The organism is Pseudarthrobacter sp. CCNWLW207 (assembly GCF_037203945.1).
Taxonomy (GTDB): domain Bacteria; phylum Actinomycetota; class Actinomycetes; order Actinomycetales; family Micrococcaceae; genus Arthrobacter.
Map to the genome: position 1 here is coordinate 367,817 of NZ_JBBCBS010000005.1, position 20,783 is coordinate 388,599.

The following is a 20,783-nucleotide window of genomic DNA, read 5'->3' on the forward strand; positions in this document are numbered from 1 at the left end:
TGTGATATCCATCATTGGGCAGGTCGTGACTTAGCTCACCGTTGCGTTCATATTGGTCATGGGAGGTGCTTGATGATCCACCGCTGGAGTATCGCCCGCAGGCTCTTTGTGGCGAACCTGGTCATTGTGCTGGCGTTCATCGGTATCGGGGGAACCGCCACGTATATTGACGCCCGGGACCGCAGTTACGAGGAGGCCGGACGCAGAATGACCGGAGTGGCCGCCGCGATCGCGGCCAACCCGCTGGTCCTGGAGGCTGCGGACACCCCGGATCCCTCGGCGTTGCTGCAGCCGTATGCCCTCGACGTCATGGCCGGATCAGGGGCAGACTTCGTCACCATCATGGCAACTGACCGGACACGCTGGACGCATCCCCGGGACGAGGAACTCGGCCGGCCCTACATCGGCTCGATCGATGCCGCGCTTCGAGGCGAAGTGTTCACCGAGGTGACGGCCGGGACGCTGGGGCCGTCGGTGCGCACCATTGCTCCGGTCAAGGACGCGGCGGGCAACGTCAAGGCACTGGTTGCCGCGGGGGTAACGGTCCGGACGGTGGACGTTGCCCTGTCCGGGCGGTTGCCCGCACTGCTGGCCTTGGGCCTGGCGCTGCTGCTGGGCGGGTCCCTAGCTTCCTGGCTGCTGGGCCGCTACCTGCGCCGGGTAACCCGTGGATGGGGGCCGGAGCAGCTCGCCCAGCTGTTTGCCTACTACGAGTCCGTCCTCCATTCTGTCCGCGAGGGCCTCATCCTGATCGACACCCGGGGCCGCGTGGTGATGTACAACGACCAGGCAGCCGAACTGCTGGGACTTGTCCCCCATGGTTCGGGGGATGACCCGTCCCGACCTCCTGCCCTCTCGGACCTCCCACTCACGGAGAGCCTGAAAGATCTCTTTGAATCCGGCCGCACCGCCCACGACGAGATCCACCTGACTGGCCCCCGGATTGTGGTGGTGAATCAGGGCCCCGCCCAGGCACCGGATTCCCCCGGAACCCGCCGCCCCGCGGTGTACGGGACCGTGGCCACCATCCGGGACCGGACGGAGATCGAGTCGCTCGGAAGTGAACTCGAAACCATGAAGACGCTCTCCGACGCCCTCCGCGCGCAGACCCACGAACACGCCAACCGGCTGCACACCATGGTTTCCCTGCTGGAGCTGGGCCGAACCCGCGAGGCACTCGAGTTCGCCACCAAGGACCTGGAGCTCAGCCAGCAGCTGACCGACGAGATGGTCAGCTCCGTGGACGAGCCCGTACTGAGCGCGTTGATCATGGGAAAGGCCGCGGAAGCCAACGAACGCGGCGTTAAACTGACCCTGACCACCATGGGGTCCGCTTCGGTGGCAGGACTGGCGGTCCAGGACCTCGTCACCATTCTCGGCAACCTGCTGGACAACGCGATCGACGCCGCGGCGGACGGCAATTCCCCCAAGCGCGTGGAGCTAACGGTGGAGTCCGATGTCGAGGGCCTCGACATCACTGTCAAGGATTCAGGTCCGGGAATCGACCCGGCCGCCGTCGACAATATCTTCAAGCATGGCTTCAGCACCAAGGCGACCGGCCCCTTCGGCCGCGGCGTGGGCCTGGCCCTGGTGCGGCAGGCGGTGCAGCGGCTGGACGGTACCATGACCATCACAGGCACGGATGGGGCACAGTTCCATGTCTTCCTTCCGGCCATTGCCGCCGGAACCGACAAAGAGGAGCAGTTCCAGTGAGCGATATCCGCGTCCTCGTTGTTGAGGACGAGCCGGTGGCCTCCGCGGCGCACGCGGCCTATGTGGGCAGGCTGGAGGGCTTCACCCTGGCCGGCACCGCCCCTGACGGCCAATCCGCCTTGCGGCTGCTCTCCGAGTTCGTCGCCTCGGGAGACCCTGTTGAACTCGTCCTGTTGGACATGAACCTCCCGGACCTCCATGGCCTGGACATCGCCAGGCGGATGCGTGCGGCAGGGATCCTGGCAGACATCATCGCCATTACGGCTGTCCGGGAACTCGCCATCGTCCGGAGCGCCGTAGCAATCGGGGTAGTGCAATACCTGATCAAACCGTTTACGTACGCCACTTTTGCCGACAAGCTCGCCAGCTACCGGCTCTTCCGGCAGCAGCTGGCCAGCCCCGAGCCGGGCTCCAAAAAATCCGGGGCCTCACAAAGTGACGTTGACCAGGCATTCGCCAGCCTCCGGGCCCCGTCCGAGATGCCGCTGCCCAAGGGATTGTCCATTTCCACGCTTGTATCAGTACAAGAGTTTATGAAGGGACGGTCCGAAGCCGTCTCTGCCACCGAGGTGATGGAGGCACTGGGCATGTCAAGGGTTACCGCGCGGCGCTACCTGGAATACCTCGCGGACGCCGGAACGGCCTCCCGGGCACCGCGTTACGGCACCCCGGGCCGGCCCGAAAACGAATACCGTTGGAGCGGCCGCTAACAGCCAAGACCCCCGCAATGTATACATAGCAGCTAATTTTTGGAAAAATTCCGCACATCTCCGTGCTTCAGAGGCTTCTGTGTATACACTGGTGTCATGCAACCAGTGAAGGGTCCGAGCGTGCGCGCCAGCGACCGCGCCTATGCGGCACTCCGCGATGACATCGTTCAGTGGCGGCTACTCCCGGGCACCTTGCTCGCCGAAGTGGAGCAGTCCGAGCGCCTGGGCGTCTCCCGCACGCCCCTTCGGGAGGCGCTGGGCCGGCTCACCGCCGAAGGGCTGACGACGGCGGCAGGAGGCCGCGGCGTCGTGGTTACCGGTATCTCGCTGGAGGACATCGATGAGTTGTTCGAGCTCCGCGAAACCCTCGAAGGCAGGGCTGCGGAACTGGCAGCCGAACGCGGCAATCCGGACGATTTTGCGCAGCTCCACGGGGAACTGCTGGACGCGACGGCCCTGATCAGCGGCGACGATCCCGCCCGCAATGACTACTACGCACTAGTGGCCCGCCTGGATGCGGCTATCGACTCCGCTGTCTCAAACACCTACCTTGCCCAGGCCATGCGGGGCCTTCGGGTCCACCTCGTCCGCGTACGAAGGCTCGCCGCCGACGACGCCGTCCGTCTCGCGGCCGCGGCTACCGAGCACGCCGCCATCGCCGAGGCCATCGCCGACCGCAATCCGCGCCTGGCCCACGCCGCCACCACAGTCCACCTGCACCGCAGCCTTTCGCATATCAAAGCCACCCACACACCCCAGTAAGAGGAGCCCTCATGGTTAAGGAACACCACGTCCGCGTCTACAAGAGCGAGGAAAACCTGGCCCGCGAGGACCAGCTGGCCCACAAGATCGCCGTGGTGGCCGCGGACCCTGTCGACGTCACTAATGACGTCACGGAGATGATCATCAACCGCGTGATCGACAACGCTTCGGTGGCCATCGCTTCGTTGAACCGTGGACCGATTGTGGCCGCCCGCGCCCAGGCCCTGACGCACGGCCCAAGCACCGGCGGGAAGGGCGCGAAGGTTTTCGGCATCGGCGAGCGCGTGTCCCCCGAGTGGGCTGCATGGGCCAATGGCGTCGCCGTCCGCGAACTTGATTACCATGACACGTTCCTGGCCGCGGACTATTCCCACCCGGGCGACAATATTCCGCCGATCCTGGCTGTTGCCCAGCATGTGGGCTCCAGCGGGGCGGACCTGGTCCGTGCCATCGCCACCGGGTATGAGATCCAGGTGAACCTGGTCAAGGCCATCTGCCTGCACAAGCACAAGATCGACCACGTGGCCCACCTCGGCCCATCGGCCGCGGCGGGCATCGGCACCCTGCTGGGGCTCGACGTCGAGACCATTTTCCAGTCGGTGGGCCAGGCGCTGCACACCACCACCGCGACCCGGCAGTCCCGCAAGGGTGAGATTTCCACGTGGAAGGCACATGCCCCCGCTTTCGCCGGGAAGATGGCCGTCGAGGCAGTTGACCGCTCCATGCGCGGGCAGACTTCCCCGGTGCCCATTTATGAGGGCGAAGACGGTGTGATCGCGTGGATGCTGGACGGTCCGGACGCCTCGTACATGGTGCCGCTCCCCACACCCGGGGAGGCTAAGCGCGCGATCCTGGACACCTACACCAAGGAGCATTCCGCCGAGTACCAGGCCCAGGCGTGGATCGACCTCGCCCGCAAGCTGAACCGCGAGCACCCCGAGGCCACCGACCCGGCCAACGTGAAATCCGTGCTGATCAAAACCAGCCACCACACCCACTACGTGATCGGCTCCGGCGCCAACGACCCCCAAAAGTACAGCCCCACCGCTTCACGGGAGACGCTGGACCACTCCATCCCGTACATCTTCACCGTGGCCCTGCAGGACGGGTTCTGGCACCACGTGGACTCCTACTCCCCCGAGCGTGCCGCCCGGCCGGACACCGTGGAGCTCTGGCACAAGGTCACCACCGAGGAAGACCCCGAATGGACCCGCCGCTACCACTCCCTGGACATCAACGAGAAGGCCTTCGGCGGGTCCGTGGAGATCACCCTCACCGACGGCACCGTCATCCGGGACGAGATAGCCGTCGCCGACGCCCATCCGTTGGGCGCCCGGCCATTCGCCCGGGCACAGTACATCAACAAGTTCCGCACCCTTGCCGCCGGACTCGTGGAGGAGGCGGAGATCGAGAGGTTCCTCGCCGCCGCCGAACGCCTCCCCGAACTCACGCCCGGGGAACTGGACCAGCTGAACATCACCGCAGCCCCCGGCGTCATCAACCTCAACAACGCGCCCAAAGGACTGTTCTAGATGCTGTACTCCACCGTCACCCCCGAGCAGAAGCGCATCCGGTTCCGCGAACTGCTCGCCTCCGGCACGATCGCCCAGTTCCCGGGCGCGTTCAACCCGCTCTCGGCCCGGCTGATCGAGGAGAAGGGCTTCGCCGGGGTCTACATTTCCGGCGCGGTCCTCGCCAATGACCTCGGACTGCCCGATATCGGCCTGACCACGCTCACCGAAGTGGCCACCCGGGCCGGGCAGATCGCCCGCATGACCGACCTGCCAGCCATCGTCGACGCAGACACAGGGTTCGGTGAGCCCATGAACGTGGCCCGCACCGTCCAGGAAATCGAAAACGCCGGCCTCGCCGGACTGCACATCGAAGACCAGTTCAACCCCAAGCGCTGCGGCCACCTCGACGGGAAAAACGTGGTGGACCTGGACACCGCCACCAAACGCATCCGCGCCGCCGCCGACGCCCGCAGGGACCCCAACTTCCTGATCATGGCCCGCACCGACATCCGCGCAGTGGACGGGCTCCAGGCAGCCCAGGACCGTGCCAAAGCACTCGTGGACGCCGGAGCGGACGCCATCTTCCCCGAAGCCATGAAAGACCTCACCGAGTTCCAGGCCATCCGCGACGCCGTGGACGTGCCCATCCTGGCCAACATGACCGAATTCGGCAAGAGCGACCTCTTCACCGTGGACCAGCTCCAGGGCGTCGGCGTCAACATGGTCATCTATCCCGTCACCCTCCTCCGTAGTGCCATGGGCGCCGCGGAGCGTACGCTGGAATCGATCAGGTCCGACGGCACCCAGGAGGCCCAGGTAGAGAGCATGCTGACCCGTGCGCGGCTGTACGACCTCGTGGATTACGAGGCCTACAACCGGTTTGACACCGGAGTCTTCAATTTCAAGATTCCAGGTACCCGCTGACCCGCAACCATCCAAGGCTTCCGGCTTCGGCCGGCACACAGGCACAAGGAACGAAGGAGTTTCAGCATGGCTGAAAATGAGATCAAGAAGGGCCTCGCCGGCGTCGTGGTGGACTACACCGCGGTGTCGAAGGTCAACCCCGACACCAACTCACTGCTGTACCGGGGCTATCCGGTCCAGGAACTCGCCGCCCGCTGCAGTTTCGAGGAGGTTGCCTATCTCCTCTGGAACGGCGAGTTGCCCACCCCGGAGGAGCTAGCCGCCTTCACCGCCCGGGAACGGGCCGGACGGCCTCTTGATCCTGTGGTCAAGCAGGTTATCGACGCACTGCCCACCAACTCCCACCCGATGGATGTCTGCCGGACGGCCGCATCGGTCATGGGCGCCCGCCACGAACTGGCCGAGGATTCCTCGCGCCAGGCCAACATGGACAAGGCCATCGACCTGTTCGCCGCGATGCCCGCGGTTGTGGCCTACGACCAACGCCGCCGCCACGGCCAGGAGCCCGTCGAGCCCCGCGATGACCTGGACTACTCCGCCAACTTCCTCTGGATGACCTTCGGGGAAGAGCAGGTCCCGGAGGTGGTCGATGCCTTCAACGTCTCCATGATCCTGTACGCCGAGCACTCCTTCAACGCCTCCACTTTCACCGCACGGGTCATCACGTCCACCCTCTCGGACCTGCATTCAGCGGTCACGGGCGCCATCGGCGCGCTCAAGGGAGCGCTCCACGGCGGCGCTAACGAGGCCGTGATGCACACCTTCGACGAGATCGGCATCCGGCCCGAGGAATCCCTGGAGGATGCCGCCGCCCGGGCAAAGACCTGGATGGAGGACGCCCTGGCCCAGAAGAAGAAAGTCATGGGCTTCGGCCACCGCGTCTACAAGCACGGCGACTCCCGGGTACCCACCATGAAAGCCGCCCTGGACAAAATGATCGCCCACTACGGCCGCCCTGAACTCCTGGGCCTCTACAACGGGCTGGAAACCGCGATGGACGAGGCCAAAGGCATCAAGCCAAACCTCGACTACCCCACCGGCCCCACGTACCACCTCATGGGTTTTGACACGGCCACCTTCACTCCCCTGTTCGTTGCCAGCCGCATCACCGGTTGGACCGCACACATCATGGAACAGCTGGACTCGAACTCGCTGATCCGTCCGTTGAGCGAATACAACGGAGTCGAGGAACGGCACCTGCCGTAAGTGCAACCAGGCGAGTACGACGACGGCGCGGTCACCTTCGAGGGAAACCGCGCCGGCGTCGTACTCTGCTGAATCGGTGAGCGGAACCCTACTGGGACAGCGTAAGGCTCAGGATCATCTCCTTGAGCTTCCGGTACTCCGCGGTGCCCATGTACGCCTTTGCCTCGGCCAGCGTCTGGAACACCGGTTCGCCAGCCGCTTTGGCGGCCCTGTCCGCGAAGGACAGGGTGCCTCGTGGGGCACCGTTGACCACGGAGTACATCAGGCAGCTATCCTTCAGCTGGCCGCTGGCCTCATCCACGAGCCCCACCTGGTAGCTGAAGCCGGCGCCAACGGACGTCTGGTCAAGGACCCGGTAGGAGAAGCGGACGTTGCCGCCGGCATCCCACGAAGGCATGTACTGGGCTGAGTCCAGCTCGGTGGCTATGTACTTTTCAAGACCACAGGAACCCCCGAGGCCTCCCCCTGCACCGTGGTAGAACGTGGCCACGGTCTTGCCGGCCTCGTCTGAGACTTCGATCGCAGAGGCGGGGTAATCCGGTGTCCCGGCGGGCACGTCCTTGGCCGCCCAGCCGGTGGGCAGGGCGAACGATGCCCCTGCGGCCTCGCTGGTAAAGCGCTGCGATGTGACGACGTCGGAGGCTTTGAGGGAGAGGGATGTCAGCATGCGCTTTTTATCCGCGTAATCCTGGGACTGCATGTAGGCGTTGACTTCTGCTACGGAAGTGAACTCCAGGGCCCTGTCGCCATCCGGAGTAAGCCTCTCGGTATCTCCGAAATAGACCGGGGGCACTCCCTCCGGGCCCCCAATGCCGTTGCTGTAGCTGCACGGAGTCCGGACAGTTTCCAGGGATCCGGACAGTGCCATGGAGCCGTATATTTTCGCCCCCTCAACGATGGTGAAGGAGAACCGTGGCTGGCCACGCTGCTGGAGGTCTTTGGGCTGCTGCGGAATCTGCACAGGCTCGGAGTCGAGCACGGTGAACGGCGCAGCGGCGCCGCAGGGACCTGCTGTCCGGTCATAGACCAGGTCAAGGCGGCTGATGGTCTGGTTGTCTGCGTTCCGAACCTCGAGAGTGTTGAACGGCATGCCTGCAATCATGTGCGGAGACTCCACCACCGCCCAGTCCGGACGGATGTCGAACGTGGCCTGGCCGGTTGAATCGGTGTAGGAAGTCCACGCCGGCCGGGCAGGCGGTGGTACTACGGCCGCTCCTGTTGAGGATGCCGATCCAGTGGGAGTCGGTGTTGGTTTCGGCGTGGCTGGCGTGGGATTCGCGGTGGGGGTGACGGTGGTCGCCGGCGCCGGGGCGGCCGTGAGCGGGCCGAGGTTCACGGTGACCAGGACGCCTGCCGTTACTGCTGCCGCGGCGATGGCCAGGAGCCCGGCGATCCTGGCACGCCGTTGCCTCCGTTCAGCGAGCGTGGGGATGTCCGGCGAGACGCGGTCCGTGAACCCCTCGGCGCGGGCGAACATCCCTCGCAGGGCCTCCTCGCCGTCGGGAACTGCGGGGTGGTGACGGATGGGGTCTGCACCGGAAACCAGGTTCTTGATCGGATCCATGACTACGCACCGACTTTCTGTTCGAGCGATTCGCAAGTGGCCGGCATGAGCCTCCGGAAGGCTTCCCTCGCCCGGTGCAGCCGCACCTTGGCGGCGGATTGTGAACAATCAAGGACCTGGGCAATTTCGGCGATTGTCAGGTCGTCCCAATACGCCAGCTGGAGAATGTCCCGGTCCTTGTCCCGAAGGACGGCCAGGGCATTCTCCACAGCCGTGTGCTCGCCCTGGTCCCCCGCGTCACCGCCAGCGGTGGCGGTGATCTTCTCCGTCAGTGCTTTCTGCCGGTCACGGCCCCGGTAGGCATTGCCGATAAGGTTCCGGGCGACGGCAAAGAGCCAAGGGATTTCCGTGCTGGCAGCGCCGTCCCATTTCTCCCAGGCGATACGGAAGACATCCGCTGCGAGTTCCTGGGCCAGCTCAGGATCGTCGACTCTCCGAAGGACGTATTTGTGGATCCTTGGATAGCTGTCCTTGTATAAGGCGATGAACGCCAGCTCGCGCTGTGAAAGCACGATCCCCCCTGGTGATGTAGTTTCCTGGTTTGCAGGCTAACCCTATAGTTTCCGGCTTGGCAGGAATGGTTACAGCGGTTAGGGCAACAGGCTTTCTGACGAGGCCACTGTTTCGTTGTCCGTAGCCAGGGTCACAACGACGTTCACCCTGCGCCCTTCCAGCACCACAGGCAGCCAATGGTCGGCGTCCTGCCACATCCGCTCCACAGGCAGTGCCCGTGTACTGAACCACGCTGGGGCGATCTCGTCGCTTTCGCGGGGCTCGCCCTCCCAACGGCGGGCTGTGAACATCCGCGCGGACATGTTCCATTCGGGCCTGGCGGGAAAAACAAACTGCACAACGCCGGCGTCCTGCAGGTCTTCAGGCCGGACGGTAATCCCGGCCTCCTCGTGGATCTCTCGGCACGCCGCTATGGCGTCGGTCTCCCCGGCTTCCACATGCCCGCCGGGACCCACTACCTTCCCGGAGCCAAAGCCGGTCTTTTTAACGCCCAGCATGACTTCAGCGCCGTCGGGGGTGTCCCGCAGCAGGAAGCAGAGTGCGACGGCCGCCGGCTCCACGTCCTAACCCAGGGCCCGCGGATGCGCCGCGGCGTAGATTTCACGCAGGGTATCCGCTGTGACCAGGGTGTACACCTGCGTGGTTGTCACGGAGGCATGCCCCAACAGTTCCTGGACCACCCGGACGTCCGCGCCGCCTTCCAGAAGGTGGGTGGCGAAGGAATGCCGCAGCGTGTGCGGTGAGACGTCCCTGGTGATGTTGGCTTTTTCGGCTGCGGCCTTAAGGATGGTCCAAGCGCTTTGGCGGCTGATGCGTCCGCCACGGGCGTTGAGGAACAGCGCCGGCGTCCCCTTGCCCTTGGCCGCCAAGAGGGGCCGGCCACGCACAAGGTAGGCATCCAGTGCCCGGGCACCGTAGGAGCCCAGCGGTACCAGCCGCTCCTTGGACCCCTTGCCGAACAGCCGTACGATCGCGGGGCCGGCCTCCGCGTCGTCCAGCGAGATGTCGTCTACGTCCAGGCCGACGGCTTCGCTGATCCTTGCCCCGGTGGAATAGAGGAATTCGAGCAAGGCGCGGTCCCTCAGTCCCGTGGGCGTATCGGCACCCGAAGCCTCAAGGATCCGGGTGACCTCGTCCACGCTGATGGCTTTGGGCAGCCTCTTGCCCGGCATCGGCGGGTGGACGTCGCTGGCGGGGTCCGTCGTCGTGAGCCCTTCGAGGGCCCAGAATTTGTGCAGGCCGCGGACTGCAACCACCGTTCGGGCCGCCGACCTCACGCCCAGGGCCGTGCCGCCGTCGGAACCGTCCGACAGTGCCTGGACGAATCCGGTGACGTGGTGCCGCGTGATCTGGCCGGGCAGTTCGCAGCCTGCGCCAGCGAGGTAGCCGGCGTAGCGTGTCAGGTCGCGGCGGTAGGCGGCCAGGGTGTTGAGCGCGAGGCCCCGTTCAACCCGCATATGCTGCAGGTACTCGGCTATGGCGTGGTCGATGGCCGTTCGGGGCCGGACTTGCTGCCGTGGCTGTTCCGCGGCCGGCGGTGGCGGTGCCTCAGCCGAGGTACTCGCCGTCATCAACGCTGGCTGGGGTGGGCAGGCCAAGGTGCATCGGCGGGGCGGATCCGGGCAAAGCCGTCAGCGCGCGCCGCGGCCGCAGCGAGGATCCCGACGACGGCGGACGGGTTGTGCAGTTTCCCTTCCAGGACTGCTGCCACGGCGTCGTCGAGGGCTATCCAGTGGAATTCAATCTCCGCTTCCTCATCCGTCCGCTCGTGGCGCTCGTGGTGCGGCACACCCGTGAGGTCGCGGGCAAGGTAGATCCTGATTGCTTCGCTGGAGGAGCCCGGCGAATTGAAGAAATCCGCCAGGACATTCCATGTGCCGGCGGCCAGGTCCGCCTCTTCCGCGAGCTCGCGGGCGGCGCCCACGACGAAGTCTTCGCCTTCGACGTCCAGCAAACCGGCCGGAATCTCCCAAAGATCCATGCCCACGGGATGCCGGTACTGCTTCAGGAGCAGGATCTCGCCCGCTTCGTTCATGGGCAATACTGCCACCGCGCCTGGATGGTCAATGTAGTCGCGGGTGAGGGCGTCGCCGGAGTCGCTCAGCTGGAAGCTGTCGCTGACCACGTCCCAGATCCGGCCTTCGTAGACCTTCTCGGTTGACAAAAGACGGCGCGGGCTCGGTTCGTCCGAAACCTTCCGTGCAGCTTGGGGGGTTCCAGGTGTACCGGGCATCGCGCCGTCCTTTACGTATTCGGTTTTACTTAGCAGCTACCGTGCGTGCCTGCTTGGCCGCCGGCGCACCGTTTCTGGCAGCTACTGCCTCCGGGGCTTCCGGGGCAGCTTCGGCGGGCAGGCCTGCATCCAGGAACTCGCTGCCGGCCTGGTGGTCCAGGGCAGCCTTGACCAGCCCGGCGAACAGCGGGTGCGGCCGGGTGGGCCGGGAGCTGAGCTCAGGGTGGGCCTGCGTTGCCACGTAGTACGGGTGCACCTCACGCGGGAGCTCGACGTATTCCACGAGCTTGCCGTCCGGTGACGTTCCGGAGAACACCAGGCCTTTCTCGGCGATCTGGCCACGGTACTTGTTGTTGACCTCGTAGCGGTGGCGGTGCCGTTCGCTGACTGTGGTCTTGCCGTAGGTTTCGGCGATGACGGAGCCGGCGTCGAGCTTTGCCTCGTAAAGGCCCAGGCGCATGGTGCCGCCGAGGTCGCCCTTGCCTTCGACGATGTCCAGCTGCTCTTCCATCGTGGCAATGACCGGGTACTTGGAGTCCGGCTCGAACTCGGACGAGGACGCGCCTTCCAGGCCAACTACGTTCCGGGCGTATTCGATCACCATGCACTGCAGGCCAAGGCAGAGGCCAAGCACCGGCAGTTTAGTTTCGCGGGCGAACTTGAGTGCCCCGAGCTTTCCTTCGAGGCCGCGGATGCCGAAGCCGCCGGGAACACAGATGGCGTCCACACCGTCCAAGGCAGCAACCGCGCCCTCATGGGTTTCGCATTCGTCCGACGGAACCCAGCGGATCTTGACTTTGGTGTCGTTGGCGAAACCGCCGGCGCGCAAGGCCTCCGTGACGGACAGGTAGGCATCCGGGAGGTCGATGTACTTGCCCACAAGCGCGATTTCAACCTCGTGCTTTGGGTTGTGGACGGCCTCGAGCAGCTTGTCCCAGCTGGTCCAGTCGACGTCCTTGAACGGCAGGTCCAGGGCACGCACGATGTAGGAGTCCAGGCCCTGGGAGTGCAGCGTCTTGGGGATGTCGTAGATGCTGGGTGCGTCGGCAGCGTTCACCACCGCGTCGATGTCGACGTCGCACATGCGGCCGATCTTCTCGCGCATGGCATCGGGTACTTCGCGGTCCGAGCGGATCACGATGGCTTCCGGCTGGATGCCGATGGAACGCAGCGCGGCCACGGAGTGCTGCGTCGGCTTGGTTTTCAGCTCCTGGGACGGGCCGATGTACGGAACCAGGGAGACGTGCAGGAAAAAGACGTTGCCCCGGCCGACGTCCTGGCGGACCTGGCGGGCCGACTCGAGGAACGGCTGGGACTCGATGTCGCCGACGGTTCCGCCGATCTCGGTGATGATGACGTCCGGAGCGTTCTTGCCCTCGGCGGGCAAGCGCATCCGGCGCTTGATCTCGTCCGTGATGTGCGGGATGACCTGGACGGTGTCGCCGAGGTATTCGCCGCGACGTTCCTTCGCGATCACGGTGGAGTAAATCTGCCCGGTGGTTACGTTCGCCGAACCTTCCAGGTTTTCGTCCAGGAAGCGCTCGTAGTGTCCGATGTCGAGGTCCGTCTCAGCGCCGTCGTCGGTCACAAAGACCTCGCCGTGCTGGAAGGGGTTCATCGTGCCCGGATCAACGTTCAGGTACGGATCGAGCTTCTGCATAGTTACAGACAGGCCGCGTGCCCGCAGGAGGTGGCCGAGGCTCGAAGCCGTCAGCCCCTTACCGAGCGAGGACGCCACACCACCGGTTACGAAGATGTGTTTGGTCGTCTTGGACGAGCCCGGGAACCGGGAATTTACACGGGAATTTGATCGCTGCACCACGGAATTCGAGCCTATCATCAAATGAACCTTCCACGGATCCGGAACTGTTCCCCAAATGCTCCAGTCTGCAGTGCGAACGGCCTTACGATCAAGGGGTGACCATGTTTCCGGACCCTGAAACCAAATCATCGGGCCCTGTTGGCGGCGTGGACGCAGGGAATTTCCCGGTCTTCCGGTCGCTGGCGCTGCAGTCCATTCCCCAGCCTGACTACGCCGATGTGATTGTCCTCCCAGTTCCCGACGGCGGTCCCTCGGACCCGCGCCTCTGGGCCGAAGAGCTGTTCTCGCTGCGGTCCATGCCGGGCTGGGTGACTGCCTTAATGGGTTTGCGGCAGGCAGTGGTTGGCCTGGTGGGAATCAGCAGGGCTCCAGCCGGCGTGTTTGCCGTCGCGGAGGTCTGCGGCGAAGAAGCGCTGATCAGCGCCGATGATACCCACCTGGACTTCCGCTGCGGGGTGGCCTACGACGCCGGCACCAACCTGTTGCGGGTCACCACGGCGGTGCGCCTGAAGGGCTGGCGGGGACGGCTGTACTTCGCCCCGGTGCGCCTGCTGCATCCCTTGGTGGTGCACGCCATGATGGCCCGCACCATCCGCCGGCTGACTGCCGTGCCCCGAAGCAGCTAGGCCCGCTGGGGCAGCAGCTTCGCGTCGTCGAGCAACTCCTGCGCGTGGGCCTGTGCGGACTCGGAATCCTCCTGGCCTGCCAGCATCCGTGCGAGCTCCTTGACCCTTTCAGGGCCGTCGAGCAGCCGCACATCACTGGAAGTGAACCCGGTGGCCGTGCCGCCGTCGGACCCCCGGACCGATGTCTTGGTGACGGTGATGTGCTGGTCCGCGAAGGCGGCAACCTGCGGCAGGTGCGTGACCACCAGGACCTGCACGTGCTGCGCCAGCATGGCCAGCCGACGGCCGATTTCGACGGCGGCACGTCCGCCGACGCCGGCGTCCACTTCGTCGAACACAAAAGTGGGCACCGGATCCACGGCGGCGAGCACTACCTCAATGGCCAGCATCACGCGGGACAGTTCGCCGCCTGAGGCGCCTTTGCCCAGCGGACGGGCCGGCGCACCGGAATGAGGCTGGAGCAGGAACGAGATCTCGTCGGAACCGTGGGGCTGCAGCTGTGCTGCCGGCTCGATGGTGATCACCAGCGTTGCGTCGGCCATGGCAAGGGCCTTCAGTTCGGCGCTGACGCGAGCGGAGAGATCCTTTGCAGCCTTGCCGCGGATTTTGGTGATGGCCGCTGCTTGCTTCTTCAGCTCAGCCTCGGTCCGGGCAACCTCCGCGTCCAGCGCCTCGATCCGGGTTGAGTCATCCTGCAGTTCGTCGAACCGGACACGTGCGTTCTCAGCCCACACCAGGACCTCGTCGATGCTGGGGGCGTACTTGCGCACCAGCTTGGCCAACGCAGCCCGGCGGTCCTCGATCTCCGCGAGCCGTTCGGGCCCCTCTGAGTCCAGGCCGGCCTGGTAGCTTGCCAGTTCCGTGGCGATATCGTTCAGCAGGAAGCCGACCTCGGCCAGGCGCGCGGCTGCCGCGCCGAGTTCAGCGTCATGCTCGGCCACATGCTCCAAGGTCCGCTTGGCGGCATCCACCAAGGTGGTGGCGTCACCCTCGTCGCCGTAGTCCTCTGCGATAAGTGCCTGGTGGGCGGTGTTCGCCGCAATCCTGAGTTCTTCCACATTGGCCAGTTTCACGGCCTCGGCCTTGAGTGACTCGTCCTCCCCCGGCTGCGGGTCGACGTCGTCGATCTCGGCCAGGGCAATCTCCAGCGATTCCGCTTCCCGCAGCCGGTCCCGTGCGGCGCCGCGCAGCGTGTCCAGTTCGGCTTGGCTGGACTTCCAGTGGCTGTAGAGGGCCTGATACTTGCCCAGCGGATCCGCCAGGGCGTCGCCGGCAAACTTGTCCAGGGCACCGCGCTGTGCAAGTGCCCCCTTCAGCCTGATCTGGTCCGACTGGCCATGGACCACCACCAGGCTTTCGCCGATCTCCGCAAGGACGCCCACGGGGGCGGCCCGCCCGCCGAGGTAGGCCCGGCTGCGTCCGTCCGCACCGAGGCGACGGGCAAGGATCAGCTCAGCGCCGCCGTCGAACTCTTCCACCTCGGCACCGGCCTCAAGCGCCCGCACCACTGCCGCGTGTCCGGCGTCGAGCTTGAGAACTGCCTCCGCGGAGGCACTCTTGGCCCCGTTGCGGACCGCGCCGGCGTCGGACCTGGCACCCAAAAGGAGGCCGACGGCGGTGACCACCATCGTCTTACCGGCGCCTGTCTCGCCGGTCACCACGCTCAGCCCGGGGCCCAGCGGCAGCGTAGCGTCAGTGATGACGCCGAGATCGCGGATTCTCAGTTCTTCAAGCATGGTTCACTTTGCTTTTGACGGATCGGTTTCATCTTCAGGGTGGTCTGCGTGCGTGACCTGCAGCGGGGCCATCGGCCTGGGCGTCCGGACAATCGGAATCGGGCCCGTGTGGATGGCCTCGGCCTGCGGAACCGGGCCCCGCCAGCCGTGGATGGGGAGCTCGAACTTCCGGACCAGCCTGGCGGAGAACGGCGTCTGGTGCGTCCGGGCCAGCCGGACCGGCGTAGCAGATTTGGTCACTTCCACCCGGGCTCCCGGCGGCAGGTCCACCGAGCGCCGGCCGTCACACCACAGCACCCCCATGGCATCCGTCCGGTTGAGGACCTCCACTGCCAGCCGCGACCGCGGTGACACCACCAGGGGCTTGGCGAAAAGGGCGTGGGCGCTGATGGGGACAATCAGGAGGGCCTCGACCTCCGGCCAAACTACGGGCCCGCCGGCTGAGAAGGCGTAGGCGGTGGACCCGGTAGGGGTGGCCAGCACCACGCCGTCGCAGCCGAAGGACGTCAGGGGGCGCTCGTCAACCTCGGTGACCACCTCGAGCATCCGTTCCCTGTTGCCTTTTTCTATGGCAGCCTCGTTCAGGGCCCAGGTATGCCAGATCTTCTGGCCCCGGACCCACACCTGGACGTCGATGGTCATGCGCTCTTCCACCGTGTAGTCCCGGCGGGCGATCCATTCCACTGTCTGGGCGAGGTCGGCCCGCTCGCTCTCGGCAAGGAAACCCACGTGGCCGAGGTTGACGCCCAACAGGGGCACATCCACTTCCCGCACCAGCTCGGCCGCGCGCAGGATGGTCCCGTCGCCGCCCAGCACCATCACCAGTTCAACGTCCGGGAGCTGCACGTGGTCATGCAGGACCTCCACCGGCTGGGTGAGGTGCCCGAAGAAGCGCTCCATGTCGCCCAGTTCGGACTCCTGCATCACCGGGATAATGCCTGAGGCATGCAGCTGGGCGCAGGCTTCCCAGGCGGCCTTCAATGACTCCTCGCGGCCAGTGTGGGCAAGGACCAATACGCGCCTGCTCATCAGGTTCCGCTTTCTAGTGGTTCGGCCAAAGACGTCCAAGCAACCCAGCTATGGCTGCGTCGCGCTCTTCGATCTTAGGCAAGTCTTGGGTCATCCTGCGCTTTATCCACAGGAAGTATTCAACGTTTCCGTCCTGGCCCGGCAAGGGACTCGCCGCCAAGCCGCACAGGTCCACGCCGGCGTCGAGCGCCGCATTGGCGACTTTTTCGACCGCCATCCGGCGTTCGCGCTCGGAATTGACCACGCCGGTGCGGCCCAGGCGGTCCTTACCGATTTCGAACTGTGGCTTTACCATCAGCACCAGATCGCCGCCAGGCTCCGTGCTCAGGGCCAACGGCAGGACCACCAGGGTCAGCGAAATGAACGACAGGTCAGCAACCGTCAAGGCCACTGTCCCACCGATGTCCTCAGCCGCCATATACCTGACGTTGAGCCCCTCATGCACCTCTACCCGGGGATCGCTCCGGAGCTGCGGCACCAGCTGGCCGTGTCCGACGTCGACAGCCACCACGTGCGCGGCGCCACGCCTCAACAGCACATCGGTGAAGCCGCCGGTGGACGCACCCGCGTCCAGGCACCTCTTCCCCTCGACGGTTATGGCCGGAAAGGCGTCCAGCGCGCCGGCCAGTTTATGGCCGGCCCGGCTGACGTAGCTGTCCTGCTCAGTGTGCTCAACGGCAAGGTCCTTGCTGTCCTCCACCTGGATTGAGGCCTTTGACAGCACCTGGCCCGCGGAAGTGACCTTGCCTTCGGAAATCAGGGAGGCAGCGTGCGTACGCGACCGTGCCAGGCCGCGCGCAACCAGTGCCTGGTCGAGTCTGGCCATGCTCAGGCCCCGTTCCCGGCCGGAGGCTCTTCGTTCAGCGTTTCGAGCAGCGCGTCGTGGAGCTCGCTGTAGACGGCCTCATGATCTGCCACCGGCATCGCCGGGACACCTTCCAGGGCCGCCAGGACGGCAGCAACGGACGGATCGCCTGTTTCGGTGCCTGCTGTCTCCGGCCACGCGGGGGTGGGCTGGGCTGCAACCGGGTTATGCGTTTCGTTCAGCTCAGTCATTTGACCAGTCTAATGACTGAGCCACTCGAGTTTGGGCGCAGTGGGGCTTGCCGCTTCGGGGACCGCGGCCCACCAGGCTTGGCAGGCGGCGCGCCAGGAGTCGAGGTCGTCCTCGCTCCCGCGGACGTGGACTGTGCCACCGCTGACCCGCGCGGTTGAGGTTCCACAGCGGTACGTTCCGTCAGCGTGGTCCACGGCCGGGTACGGCGAGTGGAGGTCCGTGAGGGAGTTGATGACATAGTCCGGGCGTTCTGCGGTGCGTGCTGCCAGGATGGTTTCCCTGGTGTCGACGCCAGTCAGCACGGCTACGGTGGCGAAACCGGCGTTGTTGCCGCCGAGGATGTCCGTGTCCAGGCGGTCGCCCACTACCAGCGGACGGTCAGCGGAAAGCCTTTTGGCAGCAGCGTGGAACAGCGGGGCCTCCGGCTTGCCCGCGACGCGCGGTGTCTGGCCAGTGGCAGCCGCGACGGCTGCCACCAAGGTGCCGTTCCCCGGCGCAATACCGCGTGCCTGCGGAATCGACATGTCCGTGTTCGTGGCCACCCACAGGGCTCCGGCAGAGACCACGTAGGAGGCTTCGGCCAGGTCCTTCCAGCCGATCGCGGGGTTGAACCCCTGGACCACAGCCACGGGGTCATCGTCCTGGCTGCTGACCGGAGTCAGGCCAACAAGTTCGATCTCCTGCGCAAGCGCCGGGCTGCCCGTGATGAGGACCCTGGCCCCCGGCGCCAACAGCGACGCCAGCAGTTCGGCAGCAGCCTGCGAGGAACTGACCACCTGCTGATCATCCGCGGGAGCACCGAGCTCACGGAGATGCGCGGCTACCTGCGCCGGCGTGCGGGAGGCATTGTTGGTGACATACCCGAGGCCAATGCCCAAGCCTTCGAGTTGCTGGAGCGAATCCACGGCACCAGGGATGGCGTGCGGACCGGCATAGACCACGCCATCAAGATCGGCGAGAAGGGCGTCAAACAGTGAAATGAGGGGAACGGCCGTCATCTTCGGATCAGTCTTCCCGGTGTTCTGCGCGCACTGCCTCGATGTCATCCCCGCCGTGCCCTTCCGGTCCCTCCGGCTCGATGTCGGCTCCGTCGTCGGCTGCCTTGTCCATTTCCTCGCCGGTTTCGTCACGGGTTGAGATCAGTTCGTCCTGCTCGATGGAGTCCTCATTTGACTCGGCATCATCAGACTCAAAGTAGTCCGATTCGGCGTCGTCAACGGAAGTGTCCACGGCATGGCTCGCCGATTCGGTGCTGCCTTCAGTGGCTTCCGCTGCTGCGGCCACGCGAGGGGTGTCCGTTTCCGGACCACGGGCTGCGCGCTCGATCAGGCGGCGGCGCTCGGCCTCCTCGCGGGCTTCTTCCTCCTCGTCCCAGCCGAGGTCCACGATGTCCGGCTCCTCGTCGACGCCCAGGCCCAGGGCATTTTCTGCCACGACAGCCTGTTTCTGCCACTTGGCTGCCTCCTCCGCGCGGCCCACGGCAGACAAAGCGTCGGCGTAAGCACGGAAAAGGCGCGGGCTGTAGGAGAAGGCCCGGTTGATGTCCAGCTGGGGAATTTCCAGTTCTGCAACGGCGGCATCGAGCTGGCCGAGGTCCGTCCGGGCTCCTGCAGCCACGATGGCGAGCTCGGCCTTGCCCGGAGCGTCGAGGTCCTTTGCTTCCTCGGAACGGACCACATCGAGGGCTCGGTCCGGGCGGCCCAGGCCGCGTTCGCAGTCAGCCATCACGGGAAGGTGGACGTTGGAGCCGCTGATCCGGCGATAGGTGCGGAATTCGCGCAGGGCCTCCCCATAGTGGCCCGCGGCGTAAGCGGTCAGACCCACAGCTTCACGGACTGCAGCGAGGCGGCCGCCACGGCGGCTGGCCGCCAGGGCGTGCTGGAAGGCAAGTTCCGGTTCGTCGTCAATGAGGCGTCCGGCCATCACCAGGTGACGGGCTACCCACTCGGCGCTTTTCGGTTCGAGGGTCTTGATCTGGTGCTGGGTAGCGCGGTCCAGCTCTTTGCCCGTGACATCCTCGTCGATTTCAGGCGACCGCTCACGGTCCGGGCGGTTGGCGCTGCGCAGGTCGCGGGCATTGGGAACGCGCACGGGGCGGTCCTCTGCACGGTCCCGGCCGAACTGCCGCGGGCCGGAGTCGCCGCGGTCGAAGCTACGGGGTGCCCGGTCCTGGCGGTCGCCGAAAGGCTTGCGGTTGTCGCGGTCGCCAAAGCTGCGGCGTTCGCCGTCTCCGTCACGGCGCGGACGGTCACCATAGGGCTTGTTTTCGCGGTCACCGAAGGGCTTGCGGTCACGGTCACCGAAGGGCTTACGCTCCCCACCACTGAACGGCGGCTTACGGTCTCCTCCACCAAAACTGCGGCGTTCGCCATCACCTTCACGACGCGGACGGTCACCAAAAGGCTTGTTTTCGCGGTCACCATACGGCTTGCGGTCACGGTCACCGAAGGGCTTACGCTCCCCACCACTGAACGGCGGCTTACGGTCTCCCGCACCAAAACTGCGGCGTTCGCCATCACCTTCACGACGCGGACGGTCACCAAAAGGCTTGTTCTCCCGGTCACCATACGGCTTACGGTCACGATCGCCCGCGCCAAAACCGCGGCGTTCTCCGTCGCCCTCACGGCGGGGCCGATCGCCGAAGGGCTTACGCTCGCCGGCACCGAAGCTACGGCGCTCACCCTCGCCTTCGCGGCGCGGACGATCACCATAAGGCTTGTTCTCCCGGTCACCATACGGCTTACGCTCTCCGGAGCCAGGCGTGCGTCGGGGGCCTTCGCCACCTTCCCGGTTTTCCCGGGACCGGAATCCGCGAGGATCTCCGCCTGAGTTGTTCGGTCCGCGGAAGGGACCGCGGTCCTTGCCGCCGCGGTTGCCGCCATTGTGCTCAGCCATGTGGAGTCCTCCTGTTGTGAGCCGGCCTGGCGCAATCGCAGCCGCTCTTATCCGTGTTTCGTTTCCTACGCAACCCGAAATCAAGCGCTTCGAAGTCCGTACATCTCAATCAATTCTAGGCGAGTCGCCAAACCAACCATGACAGAAAGGTCCGCTTGCAGGCAGTCGTGGGAATCTTCACACCCCGGATGCTCTCTCGGTTGTTGCGAGTTTGGTTCGGGTGTTCCCGGTGTGGTCTGGGTGGGGTACGACGGCGGTGCCCGGGGTGGGTGTGCCTGGCCGGGTTCCGGCGGGGGTGGGTGAGGGTTGCCCGAACGGGTGCAGGTTCCGGCGGGGGTGGGGTGTGTTAAATGGGAGAACCCCCCAACACGTGTGTGTTGGGGGGTTCTCGACCTTAATGGTTGTCCGGCGGTGACCTACTCTCCCACACCCTCCCGGGTGCAGTACCATCGGCGCTGTGGGTCTTAGCTTCCGGGTTC

At 65.5% G+C, this 20,783-nt stretch carries 20 protein-coding genes and 1 rRNA gene; 8 read left to right on the forward strand and 13 right to left on the reverse strand.

Features of this window, described 5'->3' with window-relative positions; translation table 11 throughout:
* Positions 1–72: 72 nt before the first annotated feature.
* The 6 genes from V9L17_RS11415 to V9L17_RS11440 all read left to right on the forward strand — a co-directional run bounded on the left by V9L17_RS11415 (position 73) and on the right by V9L17_RS11440 (position 6,829).
* Positions 73–1,713, forward strand: a complete 1,641-nt coding sequence (locus V9L17_RS11415; protein ID WP_337351504.1) for a sensor histidine kinase — start codon at positions 73–75, stop codon at positions 1,711–1,713.
* Positions 1,710–2,423 (forward strand): response regulator, encoded by a 714-nt coding sequence (locus V9L17_RS11420; RefSeq protein ID WP_337351505.1) that lies wholly within the window; start codon positions 1,710–1,712, stop codon positions 2,421–2,423. The genes V9L17_RS11415 and V9L17_RS11420 overlap by 4 nt, the downstream gene beginning before the upstream one ends.
* A gap of 120 nt (positions 2,424–2,543) precedes the next feature.
* On the forward strand, positions 2,544–3,185 hold the full coding sequence (locus tag V9L17_RS11425) for a GntR family transcriptional regulator (RefSeq protein ID WP_337351527.1): 642 nt from the start codon (positions 2,544–2,546) through the stop codon (positions 3,183–3,185).
* 11 nt (positions 3,186–3,196) lie between these two features.
* Positions 3,197–4,717 (forward strand): MmgE/PrpD family protein, encoded by a 1,521-nt coding sequence (locus tag V9L17_RS11430; protein WP_337351506.1) that lies wholly within the window; start codon positions 3,197–3,199, stop codon positions 4,715–4,717.
* Positions 4,718–5,623 (forward strand): methylisocitrate lyase, encoded by a 906-nt coding sequence (gene prpB / locus V9L17_RS11435; RefSeq protein WP_337347712.1) that lies wholly within the window; start codon positions 4,718–4,720, stop codon positions 5,621–5,623. It abuts the gene before it with no gap.
* A 66-nt stretch (positions 5,624–5,689) separates the two neighbouring features.
* Complete coding sequence (locus V9L17_RS11440; RefSeq protein ID WP_337347711.1) at positions 5,690–6,829, forward strand: bifunctional 2-methylcitrate synthase/citrate synthase; 1,140 nt, start codon at positions 5,690–5,692, stop codon at positions 6,827–6,829.
* A gap of 88 nt (positions 6,830–6,917) precedes the next feature.
* On the opposite strand, the gene V9L17_RS11445 is transcribed toward V9L17_RS11440, so the two are convergent.
* The 6 genes from V9L17_RS11445 to V9L17_RS11470 all read right to left on the reverse strand — a co-directional run bounded on the left by V9L17_RS11445 (position 6,918) and on the right by V9L17_RS11470 (position 12,979).
* The gene (locus tag V9L17_RS11445; protein ID WP_337351507.1) at positions 6,918–8,393 is read right to left on the reverse strand and encodes a hypothetical protein; all 1,476 of its coding nucleotides are present in this window, start codon (positions 8,391–8,393) and stop codon (positions 6,918–6,920) included.
* Between the two features lie 2 nt (positions 8,394–8,395).
* Entirely contained in the window at positions 8,396–8,905 is a 510-nt protein-coding gene (locus V9L17_RS11450) for an RNA polymerase sigma factor (RefSeq protein ID WP_337351508.1), read from the reverse strand.
* Positions 8,906–8,983: 78 nt separating this feature from the next.
* Entirely contained in the window at positions 8,984–9,466 is a 483-nt protein-coding gene (locus tag V9L17_RS11455) for an 8-oxo-dGTP diphosphatase (protein WP_337351509.1), read from the reverse strand.
* A 3-nt stretch (positions 9,467–9,469) separates the two neighbouring features.
* Entirely contained in the window at positions 9,470–10,477 is a 1,008-nt protein-coding gene (gene xerD / locus V9L17_RS11460; RefSeq protein WP_337347707.1) for a site-specific tyrosine recombinase XerD, read from the reverse strand.
* Positions 10,477–11,139 carry an NUDIX hydrolase gene (locus V9L17_RS11465; protein WP_337351510.1) on the reverse strand — a complete coding sequence of 221 codons (663 nt, stop codon included), beginning with the start codon at positions 11,137–11,139 and terminating at the stop codon, positions 10,477–10,479. The genes xerD and V9L17_RS11465 overlap by 1 nt, the downstream gene beginning before the upstream one ends.
* Before the next feature lie 25 nt (positions 11,140–11,164).
* Complete coding sequence (locus V9L17_RS11470; protein WP_337347705.1) at positions 11,165–12,979, reverse strand: CTP synthase; 1,815 nt, start codon at positions 12,977–12,979, stop codon at positions 11,165–11,167.
* Between the two features lie 83 nt (positions 12,980–13,062).
* Here V9L17_RS11470 and V9L17_RS11475 point away from each other — a divergent pair, with 83 nt between their 5' ends.
* On the forward strand, positions 13,063–13,587 hold the full coding sequence (locus V9L17_RS11475) for a DUF2867 domain-containing protein (protein WP_337351528.1): 525 nt from the start codon (positions 13,063–13,065) through the stop codon (positions 13,585–13,587).
* Here the strand turns inward: V9L17_RS11475 and recN are convergent.
* The 6 genes from recN to V9L17_RS11505 are packed head-to-tail and all read right to left on the reverse strand — an operon-like array spanning position 13,584 to position 19,332.
* Positions 13,584–15,323 carry a DNA repair protein RecN gene (gene recN / locus V9L17_RS11480; RefSeq protein WP_337351511.1) on the reverse strand — a complete coding sequence of 580 codons (1,740 nt, stop codon included), beginning with the start codon at positions 15,321–15,323 and terminating at the stop codon, positions 13,584–13,586. The two genes, V9L17_RS11475 and recN, sit on opposite strands and share 4 nt — an antisense overlap.
* A gap of 3 nt (positions 15,324–15,326) precedes the next feature.
* The gene (locus tag V9L17_RS11485; protein WP_337351512.1) at positions 15,327–16,352 is read right to left on the reverse strand and encodes an NAD kinase; all 1,026 of its coding nucleotides are present in this window, start codon (positions 16,350–16,352) and stop codon (positions 15,327–15,329) included.
* A 13-nt stretch (positions 16,353–16,365) separates the two neighbouring features.
* A complete protein-coding gene (locus V9L17_RS11490; RefSeq protein ID WP_337351513.1) occupies positions 16,366–17,178 on the reverse strand; it encodes a TlyA family RNA methyltransferase in 813 nt (270 codons plus the stop codon).
* Positions 17,179–17,180: 2 nt separating this feature from the next.
* Positions 17,181–17,408, reverse strand: coding sequence for a hypothetical protein (locus V9L17_RS11495; RefSeq protein WP_337351514.1), 228 nt, complete (start codon positions 17,406–17,408; stop codon positions 17,181–17,183).
* A gap of 9 nt (positions 17,409–17,417) precedes the next feature.
* Positions 17,418–18,407, reverse strand: coding sequence for an HAD-IIA family hydrolase (locus V9L17_RS11500; RefSeq protein ID WP_337347700.1), 990 nt, complete (start codon positions 18,405–18,407; stop codon positions 17,418–17,420).
* Positions 18,408–18,414: 7 nt separating this feature from the next.
* On the reverse strand, positions 18,415–19,332 hold the full coding sequence (locus tag V9L17_RS11505) for a hypothetical protein (protein WP_337351529.1): 918 nt from the start codon (positions 19,330–19,332) through the stop codon (positions 18,415–18,417).
* A 6-nt stretch (positions 19,333–19,338) separates the two neighbouring features.
* On the opposite strand from V9L17_RS11505, the gene V9L17_RS11510 reads away from it, so the two are divergent.
* Positions 19,339–20,238, forward strand: coding sequence for a hypothetical protein (locus V9L17_RS11510; protein WP_337351515.1), 900 nt, complete (start codon positions 19,339–19,341; stop codon positions 20,236–20,238).
* A gap of 469 nt (positions 20,239–20,707) precedes the next feature.
* On the opposite strand, the gene rrf is transcribed toward V9L17_RS11510, so the two are convergent.
* Positions 20,708–20,783 (reverse strand): 5S ribosomal RNA (gene rrf / locus V9L17_RS21310); the annotation flags it as partial.